The sequence below is a fragment of the Pseudomonas sp. C2B4 genome (genome assembly GCF_013359695.1).
In the GTDB taxonomy this organism is placed as follows: domain Bacteria; phylum Pseudomonadota; class Gammaproteobacteria; order Pseudomonadales; family Pseudomonadaceae; genus Aquipseudomonas.
This window is the reverse complement of the sequence record NZ_JABFMU010000028.1, coordinates 1-16,295: the sequence shown is the minus strand read 5'-3', so window position 1 is coordinate 16,295 and position 16,295 is coordinate 1. Positions and strand designations below refer to the sequence as shown.

Sequence of the window (16,295 nt, the reverse complement as noted above, 5' to 3'; positions counted from 1 at the left end):
GCTCGGCTCGGGAAAATTAGGTACGCGCTGCTAGTCTTTCTGGGTGACTGATTGCAGTTGGATCCATATTGAGAGGCGGATATGGACGCAAGCAAAAACCGGCCATCCACCCGACGCAACCTGACGGCGGAACTGGTCGCCCATGTCGAACGGTTCGAGCCCGACCCGGGGCCCGAACCCGGCACTGCCGAGCACACGCCGGCAGAGGTCGATGCGATGGTCGAGGCCTTGCTGCGCGAATACACACCGCAGGCTCTCTGGGTGTTCGCCTACGGTTCGTTGATCTGGGCCCCGGAGTTTGAATTCGAAGAGCGTCGCAGCGCCACCGCCTATGGCTGGCATCGCTCGTTCTGCCTGACCCTGACCCGCTGGCGCGGCACACGCGAGCTGCCAGCGCTGATGCTGGCCCTCGACCGGGGTGGCAGCTGCCAGGGGGTGGCCTTCCGACTGCCAGCACAAGATCATTTCAAGCAAATAAGCCTGCTGCTGGCCCGGGAAATCGACGCCAACCCGCCGACCAACGTGGCGCGCTGGATAACGGTGAAAACCGCGTCCGGACCATTGCGCGCCCTGGCCTTCATCGCCGCCCGGGACGGCAAGGCCTATGCTGGCAAGCTGCCGATGGACAAGGTCGCGCAAGTCCTGGCCCGCGCAGCGGGGCATTGGGGTTCGGCGGCGCAGTACCTGTTCCGCACCGTGACCATGCTGCGGGAGCAAGGTATCCGTGATCGCAACATGAGCCGGATTGAAAGCCTGGTGGCTGAGGAAATTGAAGCAGTGCTGGCTGCTACGAAGCCTCCATAGACCTCAAGGACAGACCGGATCTGTAGGAGCAAGGCTTGCTCGCGATAGCGGCGTATCAGGTGCCATCGATGTCGCCTGGACTGCCGTCATCGCGAGCAAGCTTTGCTCCTACAGAGAAGCTCCACTCGGCCTCTCGAGGGGGCGTGCACCTCAAAAGCCAAATCCAAAGCGAGGCGGCCTGACAGCCGACCTGGCTTTGGCCGTCGTCCTCCACCTTTTGTGGGAGCTGGCTTGCCAGCGATGACAGCCTGACAGCCAACCAATTTCTTGCAGGTGTACCTGATTCAATTGTGGGAGCGAGCCTGCTCGCGAAAAACGTCCAGACAACGCGATCATTCAGACAGGGCGCGTTATCGTTGACGTCCTTCGCGAGCAGGCTCGCTCCCACAGGGCTCGGGTGCTTTTGCAAGAGATGGGGCGGCTGCCGGTTTCTTCGCGGACAAGCCACGCTCCCGCAACAAGCATGGACGCCATCGCAATCCCCGTGGCATGGTTCAGCCCCCAGACCTCGCAGCAAACAGGACCCGCACGATGAAGGAGGGCAATCAGGGTGTCGTCGACACCTCGATGACCACGCTACAGGCATTCAACCGCTGCCTGCTGCACTTGGGTCGTCTTGCGCGGGAACGCGGCGCTGCCGAGTTCATCGTCGATGGCCTGCAGGCGTTTCGCCAACTCGTACCCTTCGCCTCGGCATGGTGGGGCGAGATGTCCGTCTCCGTCGCCGGCGCACCGCCGCAAAGCTGGATGCACGGGCGCATCGACCTGGCCGAGTCTTTTGCCGCCGAATGGCAGCAGAGCGCCGGCAGCGACAAATTCTCCCATGACACCCTGAGTCGCCCCGGCGAGGTCATCCGCGACAGCGGTTACACCGACCCCGATGCCGATGTGGACGCCTTCGCCCGGCGCCACGACCTTTACCACCCGATGTGCATCACCTTCGAACTGCCGGAAAGCGGCCTGATGTTTTTCGTGTGCCTCTACCGTGGCGACGATGCCCCGGCGTTCAACGACCGGGAGGCCGGTCTGTTTTCGGCGTTCTGCGAGCACCTGTTGCAACTGTGGCGCTTCCAGGTGCAAGACATGATCCGCGTCGACACCGGCAACGGCGCCACTGACTTTGCGGTCGCGGGGCTCGATGGCGGTCTCCTCTACGTCGGCGCCGGGCTGTGTGCGGTCATCCAACGGGAATTGCCCGGCTGGAATGGCTCGACGCTGCCCGCCGAAGTCATCGCACATTTGCCCAAGGCGCCCTGCGTGATGCGCCTGGGCCGCTCGGCGCTGACCCTGACCCCGAATGCCGAACACGTCATCCTGTCGCTGGAAACCCAACCCCGCGGAGCGGTGCTGGCGCCCCGGGAGCGGACCGTCGCCATGCTGTTTGCCGCGGGTCACTCGTACAAGGAAATCGCCAGAATCCTCACGCTCAGCCCGGCGACGGTGCGTACCTACCTGCGTAACTGCTACCTGCAACTCGGCGTCAAGAGCAAGGTGGAGTTGGGTTCGCTTCTGCGTTCGCCGAACTCGTTGCTGGAAACGCATCGCCGCGATTGAGTCCCGCGCTTCAATAAATTGCCTGACCCTCCTCATTTGCAGAGGTCCATCCGCTCACCGCGCCCTATAGGGTATGCCCTGCATATCAAGGACATGCACGGCCGTCCGGTCGAGTCCTTGCAAAACAATAAAAAGGGGTGAGGCCATTGAAATTGTCCAGGTTGTTTATCGCCGTGGCCGGCGCAACAGCTGTTTCCTGCGTGGCGCTGGTGGGGTGCCAGAGCCGGGGGCCGACCAGCGCCGACTGGGTCATGCGCAACGGTTATGTGTACACCGTCGACGGCAAGGATTCGGTGCAGCAGGCGGTGGCGGTCACGGGGGGCAAGATCGTTTATGTCGGCAGCGATGAGGGGGTTGCTTCGTACGTCGGCACACAGACGCAGGTCATCGATCTGGCCGGGCGCATGCTGATGCCGGGCTTCATCGACGCGCACATGCATCCCGGCGATGGCGGTCGGGCCATGACCCTGTGCGATCTGAAATACCAGACCATGACCCGCAAAGTGTTCCAGGAAACCATCCAGGCTTGTCTGGATGCCGACAAGGACAAGGGCCCGGACGTCTGGCTGGAAGTCGGCAGTTGGGATCGCATGGGCATGAACGGTCTCGACGGCGACCCTGACAAGGCGACCCTCGACGCGCTGAACACCAAGCGTCCGATCCAGGTACGTTCTTCCGATTTCCATACGGTGCTGGTCAACTCCCGTGGACTGGCGGTGGCCGGCATCGACAAGCACACGGTCAACCCCGGTGACGGCAAATACGTGCGTGACAGTGCCGGCAACCCGACCGGGATTTGCGAGGACGGCGCGGCCGATGCCATGGCCGCCGTGGTGCCGCCGGCCACGGATGCCGAGAAACTGGTTCAGAGCCGTGCCGCCCTCGACGCCATGCGCCAGCAGGGCATTACCAGCTTCTTCGATGCCTTGTCGGGGCCGGAGAATGGCAAGGCCTTCACTGCGCTTCAACAGTCCGGTGAGCTGACCGCCCGCGCCTTGCTGGCGATCAAGCTCGACCCGGCCGCCGCGACCGCCGACCCGGACAAGACCATTGCCGAGGCCAAGGCCATGGCCGTCACTTACGACCAGGGTGAAACCCAAGTGGCGCCGGGCGTGAGCATGCGCCACGTCAAATTGTTCATGGACGGCATCATCAACGCACCGGCCGATACCGGGGCCATGTTGACGCCGTATCTGGGCAATACCGGCACCGAAAAATCACCGAAATGGGCACCGGGGAAAAACCGTGGCGAGCTGTATTTCCCGCCACAGGTGCTGAATCCATTGCTGCTCAAGGCCGTTCAGGCCGGCCTCGACCCGCACCTGCACGCCACCGGCGACCGCGCGGTGCGGGACTCGCTCAACGGCATCGAATACGTGCGCCGGCAATTGCCCGGCAACGCCTTCCGCCCGACCATCACCCATGCCGAATCGGTGGACCCCGCTGACTATGGACGCTTCAAGGCGCTCGACGTGACCGCCAACATGTCCTTCCAGTGGGCGCAGCAAGCGCCGTCCACGGTCGACGGCACCAGCGATCACCTCGGTGCCGAGCGGTTCGCACGCATGGAGCCGTCCGGCAGCATCGCCCGCGCCGGTGGCCGGGTGGCCTATGGCAGCGACTGGCCGGTGGATCCGCTCGACGAGTTCCTCGCGCTGAAAGTCGGCGTCACCCGCTCCGGCGATCCGCAGAACCCACACAGCTATGGCCCCAAGTACGCAGGCAGGCTCAACGCCGATCCGGCGCTGTCCCGTGCCGAGGTGTTGCGCACCATCACCTTGAATGCGGCCGAGCAGTTGAAGCTGGAGACGGTGGTCGGTTCGGTGGAAGTGGGCAAGTTCGCCGACCTGATCGTGCTGGATAAAAACTTCATGCAAGTGCCCGAGGAGGAACTGGGGCGCAATCAGGTGCTGATGACGATGGTGGGCGGCAAGGTGGTGTGGGCCAAGGCGCCGTTTGTGGGGCAGGTGGCTGTGATCGAACAACAAAAATAAACCTGGGTACACGCAATCCCTGTGGGAGCGAGCCTGCTCGCGAAGGCAATTGCACATTCAACATTGATGCAAGCTGACCCACCGCCTTCGCGAGCAGGCTCGCTCCCACAATGGATCGTGCGATGGCTACTAAATTGGAAGAGAACGAGAATAATGACCCAGCAACAAAGTCCCCTGATCGAAACCCGTTCGATCGATTACATCCCCGAGGCCGAGCGCCACGGCAGTCTCTACAGCCAGTTCACCCTGTGGCTCGGGGCCAATTTGCAGATCACCGCGATCGTCACCGGGGCGCTGGCCGTGGTGTTGGGCGGTGATGTGTTCTGGTCGCTGATCGGCTTGCTGATCGGCCAACTGCTGGGCGGTGCCGTGGTGGCGCTGCATGCGGCGCAAGGGCCGAAGCTCGGATTGCCGCAGATGATCTCCAGTCGTGTGCAGTTCGGGGTGTACGGTGCGGCAATCCCGATTGTGCTGGTGTGCCTGATGTACCTCGGCTTCAGCGCCACCGGCGCGGTGTTGTCGGGGCAGGCGATTGCCCAGTTGATCAACGTCAGCGACAGCGCCGGCATCCTGATTTTCGCTGCCTGCATCGCGCTGCTGACGATGTTCGGTTATCGGGTGATCCACCTGGTCGGGCGCGTGGCCAGCGTGCTGGGCGTCATCGCGTTCGTCTATCTGTTTACCCGGTTGATGACCCTCAACGATATCGGCCTGTTGCTGCAAAACCGCCATTTCGCCTGGAGCACCTTCCTGCTGGCGGTGTCGTTGTCGGCGTCCTGGCAGATCGCGTTCGGCCCGTATGTGGCCGACTACTCGCGCTATCTGCCGAGCAAGACCGCGTCCTGGAAAACCTTCACCGCCGTCGGCCTGGGTACGGTGCTGGGCGCCCAGGCGTCGATGGTGCTGGGGGTGTTTGCCGCGGCCTTGGCGGGGGCGAACTTCCGCGGTCACGAAGTGGCGACCATCGTCGGCCTGGGCAGCACCGGGTTGATGGCGTCCTTGCTGTATTTGAGCGTGGTGTTCGGCAAGGTCACGGTGTCGACCCTCAACGCCTACGGCAGCTTCATGTGCGTGGCCACCATCATCACCGGTTTCCGCAGCCGCCTGACGTTCAGCGCCAGGCAGCGCATGGTGTTCGTGCTGTTGATTGTCGCGGCGTCCACCACGCTCGCGCTGTTGGGGCAGTATTCGTTCCTCAACTCGTTCAAGTATTTCATCCTGTTCCTGCTGACGTTCTTCACCCCCTGGAGCGCGATCAACCTGGTGGATTACTACTTCATCAGCAAGGAGCGTTACGACATCCCGGCCTTGTCCGATCCGGCGGGGCGCTATGGCCGCTGGAACCTGCTGGGGATCAGCGTGTATGTCATCGGCGTGCTGGTTCAGCTGCCGTTCGTCGACACCCATTTCTATTCCGGACCGATGGTTGCGCAGCTTGGCGGCGTGGATATTTCCTGGATCGTGGGGCTCATGGTGCCGGGCATTCTGTATTACCTGCTGGCCCGGTCATCGGCGGTTGCCGTGCCCGTTGAAGGGCGAAGCAAGGCGTGAACAAGAAACATCCGCAATAGCGACTACACTCGGTGATACGGCAATCACCGGCAAGGCGGGCGCACAGGTTATCTGGCGGGTGTGCGCCCGCCAACAGTGGAAGGGTGTTGGCTGGAAAGGGACGGTTCATTAATATCCGCGTCGTTCTTAACCTACCCACAACGCTTTACCTTCCGGGCCAGCCGTTCATGGATGTTCTAGCAGTTCTCTACCAATACCTGTTCAGGTGGGTAATCGCGCCGGTCAGCGACCAGTTTCTCGGCCTGTTCGACCTTAACGGCCGCCTCTGCGTGGCCTTTCTCTTCACCTCTTATGCCGTTGCCTACGGCCTGTTTCGCTGGCGCAAATCCCGTGGGCTGACCGCTGCACCCACGTTCTGGCAATTCATCGGCGGCCACCGTGTGCATTTCCATCCCTCGGCCTTGCTTGATTACCGTTACTACTTCGTGCGCGCCATCCTGAAAGTCATGCTGGTGGTGCCCATCGTCGGCCTGGTGGACCCGTACGTGTTGCGCTCCGGCGACTACGTGCGCTTCTTCACCCACCTGTGGGGCGCGCGGGTGCAGGTAGAACAACACCTCGCGCTGTCCTTGCTCTACGGGCTGGGGGTGTTCGTGTTGCAGGACTTCCTGCATTACTGGGCCCATCGCGCCTACCATTCGCGCTACCTGTGGGCGTTTCACAAAGTCCATCATTCGGCGTCGGTGCTGGTGCCGGCCACCGCCAGCCGGGTGCATTTCATCGAGAAAATGATCGAGCGGTTGATCGATATCGTGTTCGTCAGCGCCTTTGCCGGGATCTTCTGGTACGCCTGCGGCGGTGAGATCGACCGGTACACGCTGTTCGGCGTGACCTACATGGTGTTCATCCTCAACGCACTGGCGGCCAACCTGCGGCACAGCCATGTCTGGCTGTCCTTCGGGCCGGTGGTCGAGCATGTGCTCAACAGCCCGGCCCAACACCAGGTTCACCACAGCGACGCGCCCCGGCACATCAACAAGAATTTCGGGGTCAACCTGTCCCTCTGGGACTGGATGTTCGGCACGCTGTACGTGACGCAGTCGCAGCCCGAGGCCATTCGCTTCGGCACGGGCGAGGCCGATCACGGGCGCTACCTGACGCTTTACAGCCTGATCGTGACGCCGTTTGTGGACACTGCGCGCAAGCTGCGCAAAACCAGGCGCCGTCATCTCTGTAGGAGTGAGCCTGCTCGCGAAGACGTCGGCACATTCAGCATTAATTTGACTGACACTCCGCCTTCGCGAGCAGGCTCGCTCCCACAGGTTTGGGGCTCGATCAACGCGCGGGAAGGTGCCAGCGTTCGCGCAGCTGCGCGTATTGCGCCCGGGGCAATTGCACCAGCAGCGGGGACTGGCGCGGGTCCAGCCAACTGAGCAAACGAGCGATATCCGCCGGGGCCATCGCGGTGCAGCCCCGGGTGGGCGTCGTGGGGCTGCGCCAGATGTGGAAGAAAATGCAGGAGCCGGCAGCAGGGGAGGCCGGGGTGTTGTGCTCGATGAAAATACCCTGGCGATACAAATCATCGTTGCGCCGCATGCGTTCGGCGCTGTTCCAGTCCTTGCTGACCGTCGAGCCGTCGACCAGTTGGTTGTAGCGTTTCGACGGGCTGTCGTCCACGCACTCGATGTCGGGTGTCAGCGCAAGGTAGGGCAGTCGGGTCTCGGCGGTGGTTGCATAGCCGAACGCCGTGCCCAGTTTGAAGATCCCGGCCGGGGCCTTGCCATCGCCTTCCTGTTTGAGCGGTCCTTGAAGGCCTTCGATGCCGTTGAGCCCCTTGCCCCAGCCCATTCCGTGTTTGCCCAGTACCACGGGAAAAGCCGCTTCGAATTTTTCAAACCGGTTGCCGTGCCGTTCATAGCGCTGGGCGGTGCCCTGGGTGTCATCCCAATCCTGGCTGGTGACGACAATCAGTTGCCGACTGTCGTCGAGGCCTTGGGCCATGGTTGCGAAGGAGAGCAGCCACAGGAGGCACGCGATCAGCCTGTTCATGGCGTGGATTCAATCGGGGTAATGGGAAAATCCATGACGGTCTTCAAGCCAGGATCCTGCGTATAGGTGAAATGCCACCACTCGGCGGAGTAACCGGTGAAGCCTTCTTGCGCCATGGCGCGGGTGAGCCGCTGGCGATTGTCCATGGCAGTGGCGTTGATCAATGTGGAGTCGGTATGAGCCCGTTCATCGAAGCAATCGAAACCGGTGCCCATGTCGACGGCGCCGTCGTGCCAGCGCTGGCCATAATCGGCGGTGCAGTCGACGGGTGTAGCCGAGGGCGTCCAGCGATCAGCGGGCAGGGCGTCGGGACCGGTGAGGGTCAGGTCGACCGTGCCGCCCCTGGAGTGGTTGGACACCCGCGCCACATAACCCAGGCGCCAGAAGTCCTGCTTGTCCACCCGGGGATAGAACTCGGCCTTGCGGGGATCGCCGGGTTCGGTTGCAAAACGGCCCATGTCCGCGACCGCCCGGCTGGGGCGATAGCAGTCGAACACTTTCAAGCCGTAGCCTTGCGCCCGCAATGCCGATTGCACCCGGGCGAGGGCCTTGGCGGCGTCCAGCGACAACAGGCACTCCGGCGCTTCGTAGCCGTCGAGTGGATGCCCGGTGAAGTTATGGGCACTGGCGTAACGGATGTCCTGTTCGATGGAGGGATCGAGGGTGCGCAAATACACCATGTGCGCGGGCCTGGGTTCGGCGCTGGCAATGAACGCTTGGGTCAGGCTCAGGAACAGGAGTAATGATCGCGCTGCATGGGGCATCGTGCCGGACCTCCGGATAGGCATGACAAGTCAGCCCATCATGGCTTGAAATCCGCTGCACCTCCATGTCCTTGGTGCAAAACCTGTGGGAGCGAGCCTGCTCGCGAAGCCAATTGCACATTCAACATTGATGCGAGCTGACCCACCGCTTTCGCGAGCAGGCTCGCTCCCACAGGGGGAGGTGTTGTCAGCGCTGGCGCGAACAGGCCGCCAGATCTTCGAGAAACGCCTGAAGAATCGGTGGCGGTGCCGTGCCGCGCCGGGTGATGACGTCGAACGGCGACATCAGTTGCAGGCTCTGTGGCGCCAGTCGATGCATCTCCCCGGTCTTGAGCCACTGGGCGGCGAAGTGCGCGGGCAGGAAGCCCAGGTAGGCGCCGGAGATGATCAGGATCGCCAGGGCCTCGATGTTGTCCACGGTCGCCGCCGCCTTGCTCACGCCCAGGTGTTCCAGGTCGTATTGCTGCATGTAGCCGCGCACGACGATGCGGCTGGTGCTGATCGCTTCGAGCAGTTCATCGCCTTCGGCCTGGCTGCCGAACAACGGATGGCGCCGCCCGCAATACAACCCCAGCGCTTCCTGATACAGCGGCGAATGCTGCAGACCCGGCACATGGATCGGGAAGTGCCCGATGGCCAGGTGCAGGCGGCCGTCGAGCACCCGTTCCTCCAGCTCGGCGGGTTCGCCGACGTACACGCTCAGGTGCACGTCGTGCCCCCGCGAGACGAAGCGCTGGGTGGTGCGCGGGATCGGCGAATCGGGATCGGTGATGGTGGTGTCGATGATCCCCAGGTTGAGCTTGCCGCTGATGTGCTGCTTGAGCACGTCGGCGTCCATGCAGAAATTTTCCACCGCCGAGAGCAGGCGCTGGGTGGCTTCATGAATCGCCACCCCTTGCTCGGTCAGGCGAAAACCACTGCGTCCGCGCTGGCAGAGCTTGACCCCGAGCCGGGTCTCCAGATGGGTCATCTGTTCGCTGATGGTCGACTGGCCGGCATTCAACGCCGCCTGCGCCGCGGAAAACCCGCCGCAACGGACAATCGTGGCAAACACCCTCAGCAACTTCAGGTCGACATCGTGCAGTTGAATCACCCTGGACCTCCGGCGTGCGAATACATCGGCAATGCCGATATGAGTATCTGATGTTTAGCATTTTTTCCACGAAAAGCTGCGCCCATAGTCATTCCAACGGCGGTCGCCTTGCAGTCCGCCAGGCCGATAACAAGAAGTGGAGAGGCTTGAAATGTCGAACAACGGTTATGAGTCCGGTCGCCTGAACCTGCCCTTCGTGGGGCATTGCACGTTCGGCAAATCCCCGGTGTGCACCGACTGGGATGCCCTGGATGCCGACGTGGCGGTGCTCGGCGTGCCCAACGACATGGGCACCCAATGGCGCTCCGGCGCACGCTTCGGGCCACGGGGCATTCGCGAGGCATCGACGCTGTTTTCCTTCGGCCATGCCGGCGCCTATGACCACGAAGATGACGTCATGTACCTGACCGCCGCCGACGTGCGCATGGTCGACGTCGGCGATGCTGACATCGTCCACACCGACATGGTCACCAGTAACCACAACACCGAATACGCGGTGCGCAAGATCCTCGATGCCGGCGTGATGCCGGTGGTGCTCGGCGGTGATCACTCGGTGCATGCCCCGGTGATCAAGGCGTTCGAAGGTCGCGGCCCGATCCACATCATCCACTTCGATGCGCACCTGGATTTCGTCGACGAGCGCCACGGCGTGCGCTACGGCCACGGCAACCCGCTGCGTCGCGCCTCGGAAATGAACCACATTGTCGGCATGACCCAGATGGGCATCCGCAACGTGTCGTCGTCCAACCGCGATGACTACGAAGCGGCCCACGCGGCCGGCTCGAAAATCCTCTCGGTGCGCGATGTACGTCGCCTGGGTGTCGACGGGGTGCTGGCGCTGATCCCGCAGAACATCAACTACTACATCACTATCGACATCGACGGTTTCGACCCGTCCATCGCGCCTGGCACCGGCACCCCCAGCCACGGCGGTTTCCTCTACTACGAAGTGCTGGAAATCATCCAGGCGCTGGCCAAGCGCAGCCGGGGCAACATCGTCGGCATGGATCTGGTGGAGGTTGCACCGGTGTACGACCCGACCGGCATGACCTCGATCCTCGCCGCGCAGCTGCTGCTCAACAGCATCGGTTTCATCTTCCACGAACGTGCCCAGGCGCGGCAGACCAACCACGAAGCCACCCCGGCCTGAGGAGAGGAAAATGGACACGATCGTCAAAAGCTACCTGCAGAAATTCGGCGTCAGCGAAGCCACCCAGACCTTCCTCGGCAAGGTGCAGAAAATGTTCATCGGCGGGGCTTGGGTCGAGGCCAGCGACGGTGGGGTTTCCGAGGTCATCGAACCTTCGACCGAAGGCCTGATCACCCGCATTCCCATGGGCACCACGGAAGATCTGGACCGCGCCGTACAAGCCGCCCGTGCCCAGTTCGACGGCGGCGCCTGGCGCCAGGCCAAACCGGCGGAACGCGAACGCCTGATCCAGCGCCTGGCCGACCTGATCGAGCAAAACGCCTTTGAACTGGCGGAAATCGAATCGATCGACATGGGCAAATCCGTCGCCTTCGCCAAGGACGTCGATATCCAGGGTACGGTCGACACCTTGCGTTACTTCGCCGGTTGGGCGACCAAGCTCCACGGCCGAACCGTCGAGCCGTCGCTGCCCGGCAATTACCTGGCCTATACCCGCAAGGAAGCGGTGGGTGTGGTCGGCGCCATCGTGCCGTGGAACTTCCCGCTGCAAACCATGGCCTGGAAGCTCGGCGCGGCGCTGGCCACCGGTTGCACCGTGGTGGTCAAACCCGCCGAACTGACCTCGCTCTCGGCCCTGCGCTTTGCCGAACTGGTACAGGAAGCGGGCATCCCGGACGGCGTGATCAACATCGTCACCGGGCGCGGCAGCGTGGTCGGCGCGGCCATGGCCACCCACCCCGGCATCGACAAACTGACCTTCACCGGCTCGACCCCGGTCGGCCGCACCGTCGGTCGCGCCGCGCTGGACGAAATGAAGCGACTAACCCTCGAACTCGGAGGAAAATCACCGGTAATCGTCATGGCTGACGCGGACATTCCCGCCGCTGCGCAAGCGGTCGCCAATGGTGTGTTTTTCAACTCGGGGCAGGTGTGCGACGCCGGTACGCGGGCCTATGTGCACCGCAGCGTCTACGACGAGTTCCTGCGTGAGCTGATCGCCTACACCCGGACGTTGAAGATGGCGCCGGGGCTGGACCCGGATTGCTTCATCGGCCCGCTGGTGTCGGCCCAGCAGAAGCAGCGCGTGAACGAGTACATCGAGACCGGCAAGCGCGAAGGCGCGGAACTGGTCTACGGCGGCCAACCTGTGGAAGGTCCGGGCTTCTTCGTCGAACCGACCATCTTCGCCCACTGCCGCAACGACATGCGCATCGTCCAGGAGGAGATTTTCGGCCCCGTGCTGGTGACCGCACCCTTCGACGATGAAGAAGAGGCGCTGGCCCTGGCCAATGACTCGCCCTACGGCTTGGCGGCGGCCCTGTACTCCAACGATCTGGGCAAGGTGCACAGCCTGATTCCGCAGTTGAAGGCGGGCTCGGTCTACGTCAACGCCCACGGCACCCTCGACCCGTCGATGCCGTTCGGTGGCTACAAACAATCGGGTTTCGGCAAGGATCTGGGCGCGGAGCAGCTCGATTACCTGCTCGAAACCAAGGCGGTGTGGATCACGCTGCCCTGATCCACGGCTGACTATTTGAACAACACCAACCCTGTGGGAGCGAGCTTGCTCGCGATAGCGCAAGGACAGGCGCTGATGCAGCGACTGATAAGGCCCCATCGCGAGCAAGCTCGCTCCCACAGGGATCTTCACAGGGCTTCCAACAGGGACGTCGTTCACCCGAAAGAATGCGGTTATCTCGTCATGATCTTCCAACAATAAGAGACCATCATGAACATTGACGCCAAGCCTGCTCCGAGTGTGTCCCTCCTCGACGACAAATCCGTGGTCGAGGGTCATTCGATTGATTTCATCCCGGAAAGCGAGCGCACCGACAAACTGTCGAGCCAGGGCCCGTTCTGGTTCCTCGGCAACTTCACCTTCTTCACCATGACCATCGGCTTCGTCGGCCCCAGCGTCGGGCTGACCGCGCTCTGGACCACCCTGGCCGGCACGCTGGGCATCATGTTCGGCACGCTGTTCATGGCCTTCCATGGTTCGCAAGGCCCGCACCTGGGCCTGCCGCAGATGATCCAGTCCCGGGCGCAGTTCGGTTATCGCGGGGTGATTCTGGTGCTGCTGGCGACGCTGTTCGTGTTCGCCGGTTTCAACATCGTCAACCTGGTGTTGATGATGCAAGGGTTGCACACGCTGTTCGGTTTCAGCCCCACGGCGATTGCGGTGGCAGTGACCATTCCGGCGGCAGTGCTGGCGATCCTCGGGCATGACTGGATGCACCGCAGCTTCAAATGGGCGTTGTACTTGTCGTTGCCCCTGTATGGCCTGGTGACCTTGGCCGTGCTGATGGGCTGGGTGCCGGATGCCGTGCTGCCGGCACTGGCCGAAGGCGAAGTGGCCCCGGCGCCATTGGGTTTCAACTGGACCGGTTTCATTGCGCAGTTCGCGGCGGCGGCGAGCTACAACATCGCCTACGCGCCGTATGTGTCCGACTACTCGCGTTACCTGCCGAAGAACACCTCCAGCGGCAAGTTGATTCTGGTGGTGTTCCTCGGTGCGTCGCTGTCCGGGGCGTGGATGATTTCCGTGGGTGGCTGGCTGGCCGATCACCTGCACTCCACCGACGTGCTGGTGGCCCTCGGTCAGGTTGGCAATACCGTGTCGCCGCTGATGGGCACGGCGGTGGTGGTCATCACCATCCTGGCGTTCCTGCCGGTGATCGCGATGAACATCTACAGCGCCAAGCTGACCACGCTGACCTGCGTCGACTCGATCAAGCACATCGAACCGACCCGCAAGGCACGGATCCTGGCCATCGGTTTCGTGATCCTGCTGCAACTGGGCGTGGCCCTGAGCATCCAGAGTTCGGGCAAGGGCCTGTCGGTGCTCGGGATCTATCTGGTGGTGATGCTGTACTTCCTGGTGCCCTGGACTTCGGTCAACCTCACCGACTACTTCTTCGTGCGCAAGGGCCGCTACGCCATCCCGCACTTCTTCATGCCCCACGGCAACATCTACGGCAACTGGGGCCTGCGCGGCATCCTCGCGTATGCCATCGGCTTCATCTCGATGATTCCGTTCTTCTACATCTTCGACGGCGTCGAACAGCGCGAGGTGTACGTCGGCCCGCTGGCCAAGGCCTTGGGCAGCATTGACATCGCCTGGCTTGTCGGGTTGATCGTCTCGGGCCTGGCGTACTACTGGCTGAGCCGCTCGATCGACCTCAAGCGCGAAGAAACCGTCATCCAGCACATCGAAAAAACCTGCCCGCAATACACCACCGGCGACTCGCTGACCAAGCCCTCGCTGCCGGTGTTCAACGAATCGGCAGCCCGGAGATAAATCATGGCCAAGCAAAAATACGACTACATCATCATCGGTGCCGGCTCTGCGGGTTGTGTGTTGGCCAACCGCCTGAGCGAAGACCCGGCGACCTCGGTACTGGTGCTGGAGTTCGGCGGCAGCGACCGCAGTGTGGTGATCCAGATGCCCAGTGCATTCTCGATCCCGATGAACACCAAGAAATACAACTGGCGCTACGAAACCGAGCCGGAGACTTACCTCAATGGCCGGCGCATCCACTGCCCACGGGGCAAGGTGCTGGGGGGCTCGTCGTCGATCAATGGCCTGGTCTACATCCGGGGCCACGCTTACGACTTCGACGAGTGGGAAACCCTCGGTGCCCAGGGCTGGGGCTACAAGAACTGCCTGCCGTACTTCAAGCGTGCCGAGAGCTACGAGGACGGCGGTGACAGCTATCGCGGGCAAACCGGGCCGCTGCATACCACCAACGGCAACCACATGAAAAACCCGCTGTACGGGGCCTGGGTCGAAGCCGGTGCCGAAGCGGGCTACATCAAGACCGACGACTGCAACGGTTTCATGCAGGAAGGCTTCGGGGCGATGCACATGACCGTGAAAAACGGCGTGCGCTGTTCCACCGCCAATGCCTATCTGCGTCCGGCCATGGGCCGCCCGAACCTGACCGTGATCACCCATGCCATGACCCGGCAGATCATCCTCGAAGGCAAGCGCGCAGTGGGCATCCGCTATGACCACGATGGCCAGACCCATGAGGTGTATTGCAATCGCGAAGTGCTGATTTCGTCCGGCCCCATCGGTTCGCCGCACCTGCTGCAACGCTCCGGCATCGGCCCGGCCGATGTCCTGCGCAAAGCCGGGATCGAGGTGCGTCATGATCTGCCGGGGGTAGGGGAGAACCTGCAGGATCATGCCGAGGTGTACATCCAGTTCGGCTGCAAGGAGCCGGTGACGCTCAACAGTAAAATGGACCCCCTGAGCAAGTTGCTGATCGGTCTGCGCTGGCTGTTGTTCAAGGATGGGCTGGGCGCCACCAATCACTTCGAGGCCGGTGGTTTCATTCGCTCCGACAAGGGTCTGCGCTGGCCTGACATTCAGTTCCACTTCTTGCCCGCCGCCATGCGCTACGACGGCAACAAACCGATCAAGGGCCACGGCTTCATGGTGCTCACCGGGCCGAACAAGCCGAAAAGTCGCGGCTATGTACGGGTGCGTTCCGCCGACCCCTACGAACACCCGGAAATCCGCTTCAACTACCTGCAACGGGAGGAGGATCGCGAAGGCTTCCGTCGCTGCATCCGCCTGACCCGCGAGATCATCGGCCAGAAAGCCATGGACCGTTTCCGCGACGGCGAAATCGCTCCCGGCCCACTGGTGCAAACCGATGAACAGATCGACGCCTTCGTCCGCGAAAACCTCGAAAGCACCTACCACCCTTGCGGTTCGTGTCGCATGGGCGAGGACGACATGGCGGTGGTGGATTCCCAGCTGCGGGTGCATGGCATTGCCGGGCTGCGGGTGATCGACTCTTCGGTGTTCCCGACCGAGCCGAACGGCAACCTCAATGCGCCCACCATCATGCTGGCGGAGCGGGCTTCGGATCTGGTACGCGGGAAGGAAATGCTGCCGGCGGCGGATGTGCCGGTGGGGCTGGTGGAGAACTGGGAGAACAGCCAGCGCTCGTCGTTGCCGGGGCGTAATGTGCGGGTTTGACTGGATTTCGCGGGCATCCCCAATCCCCTGTGGGAGCGGCGGTGCGACGTTTCGACTTGCTCGCGAAGGCGGTCTGACAGCCGACCTGATTTGAGGATGTACCCAGATTAACTGTGGGAGCTGGCTTGTCGGGTCGCCGCATCGCAGCGAAGGCGGCCTTACAGCCGACCTATCTTTTGCTGACCGGGTACATATCCGTTACTTCGGTAACGACCGCTTATGGTTTCGCCCTTACGGCGACTCACTTTTTTTTCAAACGCCAAAAAAAAGTAAGCAAAAAAAGGCTCGCCCCGAGCGTCCGGCCCCTCGCTAAGGCTCGGGGTTCCTTCGCTCCGGCATTCATCCGGGGACACTGCCCTCCGGTTTGCTTCGCTGCACCTACATG

The 16,295-nt window shown here is 62.5% G+C and carries 12 protein-coding genes; 9 read left to right on the top strand and 3 right to left on the bottom strand.

The annotated features are described in order from the left end of the window. Positions 1 to 81 precede the first annotated feature (81 nt). The 5 genes from HNQ83_RS17955 (at position 82) to HNQ83_RS17935 (ending at position 7,297) form a co-directional block, all read left to right on the top strand. Positions 82 to 804 carry a gamma-glutamylcyclotransferase gene (locus HNQ83_RS17955; protein WP_175390175.1) on the top strand — a complete coding sequence of 241 codons (723 nt, stop codon included), beginning with the start codon at positions 82 to 84 and terminating at the stop codon, positions 802 to 804. A gap of 531 nt (positions 805 to 1,335) precedes the next feature. Beyond that, positions 1,336 to 2,358, top strand: coding sequence for a helix-turn-helix transcriptional regulator (locus HNQ83_RS17950; RefSeq protein ID WP_175390174.1), 1,023 nt, complete (start codon positions 1,336 to 1,338; stop codon positions 2,356 to 2,358). A gap of 146 nt (positions 2,359 to 2,504) precedes the next feature. Beyond that, complete coding sequence (locus HNQ83_RS17945; protein ID WP_175390173.1) at positions 2,505 to 4,352, top strand: amidohydrolase; 1,848 nt, start codon at positions 2,505 to 2,507, stop codon at positions 4,350 to 4,352. A 153-nt stretch (positions 4,353 to 4,505) separates the two neighbouring features. Beyond that, positions 4,506 to 5,903 (top strand): cytosine permease, encoded by a 1,398-nt coding sequence (locus HNQ83_RS17940; protein WP_175390172.1) that lies wholly within the window; start codon positions 4,506 to 4,508, stop codon positions 5,901 to 5,903. A gap of 188 nt (positions 5,904 to 6,091) precedes the next feature. Further along, the gene (locus HNQ83_RS17935) at positions 6,092 to 7,297 is read left to right on the top strand and encodes a sterol desaturase family protein (protein ID WP_175390171.1); all 1,206 of its coding nucleotides are present in this window, start codon (positions 6,092 to 6,094) and stop codon (positions 7,295 to 7,297) included. Here HNQ83_RS17935 and HNQ83_RS17930 read toward each other — a convergent pair. The 3 genes from HNQ83_RS17930 to HNQ83_RS17920 all read right to left on the bottom strand — a co-directional run bounded on the left by HNQ83_RS17930 (position 7,200) and on the right by HNQ83_RS17920 (position 9,770). Next, positions 7,200 to 7,913 (bottom strand): L,D-transpeptidase, encoded by a 714-nt coding sequence (locus HNQ83_RS17930; RefSeq protein WP_175390170.1) that lies wholly within the window; start codon positions 7,911 to 7,913, stop codon positions 7,200 to 7,202. The genes HNQ83_RS17935 and HNQ83_RS17930 overlap by 98 nt on opposite strands. Next, positions 7,910 to 8,677, bottom strand: a complete 768-nt coding sequence (locus HNQ83_RS17925; RefSeq protein ID WP_175390169.1) for a M15 family metallopeptidase — start codon at positions 8,675 to 8,677, stop codon at positions 7,910 to 7,912. The genes HNQ83_RS17930 and HNQ83_RS17925 overlap by 4 nt, the downstream gene beginning before the upstream one ends. A 187-nt stretch (positions 8,678 to 8,864) precedes the next feature. Continuing rightward, positions 8,865 to 9,770, bottom strand: a complete 906-nt coding sequence (locus HNQ83_RS17920; RefSeq protein WP_175390168.1) for a LysR substrate-binding domain-containing protein — start codon at positions 9,768 to 9,770, stop codon at positions 8,865 to 8,867. A gap of 151 nt (positions 9,771 to 9,921) precedes the next feature. Between HNQ83_RS17920 and speB the strand changes: the two genes are divergently transcribed. The 4 genes from speB (at position 9,922) to betA (ending at position 15,910) form a co-directional block, all read left to right on the top strand. Then, on the top strand, positions 9,922 to 10,920 hold the full coding sequence (gene speB, locus HNQ83_RS17915; RefSeq protein WP_175390167.1) for an agmatinase: 999 nt from the start codon (positions 9,922 to 9,924) through the stop codon (positions 10,918 to 10,920). Between the two features lie 10 nt (positions 10,921 to 10,930). Beyond that, positions 10,931 to 12,439: an aldehyde dehydrogenase gene (locus HNQ83_RS17910; protein ID WP_175390166.1), complete on the top strand. Its 1,509-nt coding sequence runs from the start codon at positions 10,931 to 10,933 to the stop codon at positions 12,437 to 12,439. A gap of 210 nt (positions 12,440 to 12,649) precedes the next feature. After that, complete coding sequence (locus HNQ83_RS17905; RefSeq protein ID WP_175390165.1) at positions 12,650 to 14,218, top strand: cytosine permease; 1,569 nt, start codon at positions 12,650 to 12,652, stop codon at positions 14,216 to 14,218. Between the two features lie 3 nt (positions 14,219 to 14,221). After that, positions 14,222 to 15,910: a choline dehydrogenase gene (betA, locus tag HNQ83_RS17900; protein ID WP_175390164.1), complete on the top strand. Its 1,689-nt coding sequence runs from the start codon at positions 14,222 to 14,224 to the stop codon at positions 15,908 to 15,910. Positions 15,911 to 16,295: the final 385 nt, after the last annotated feature.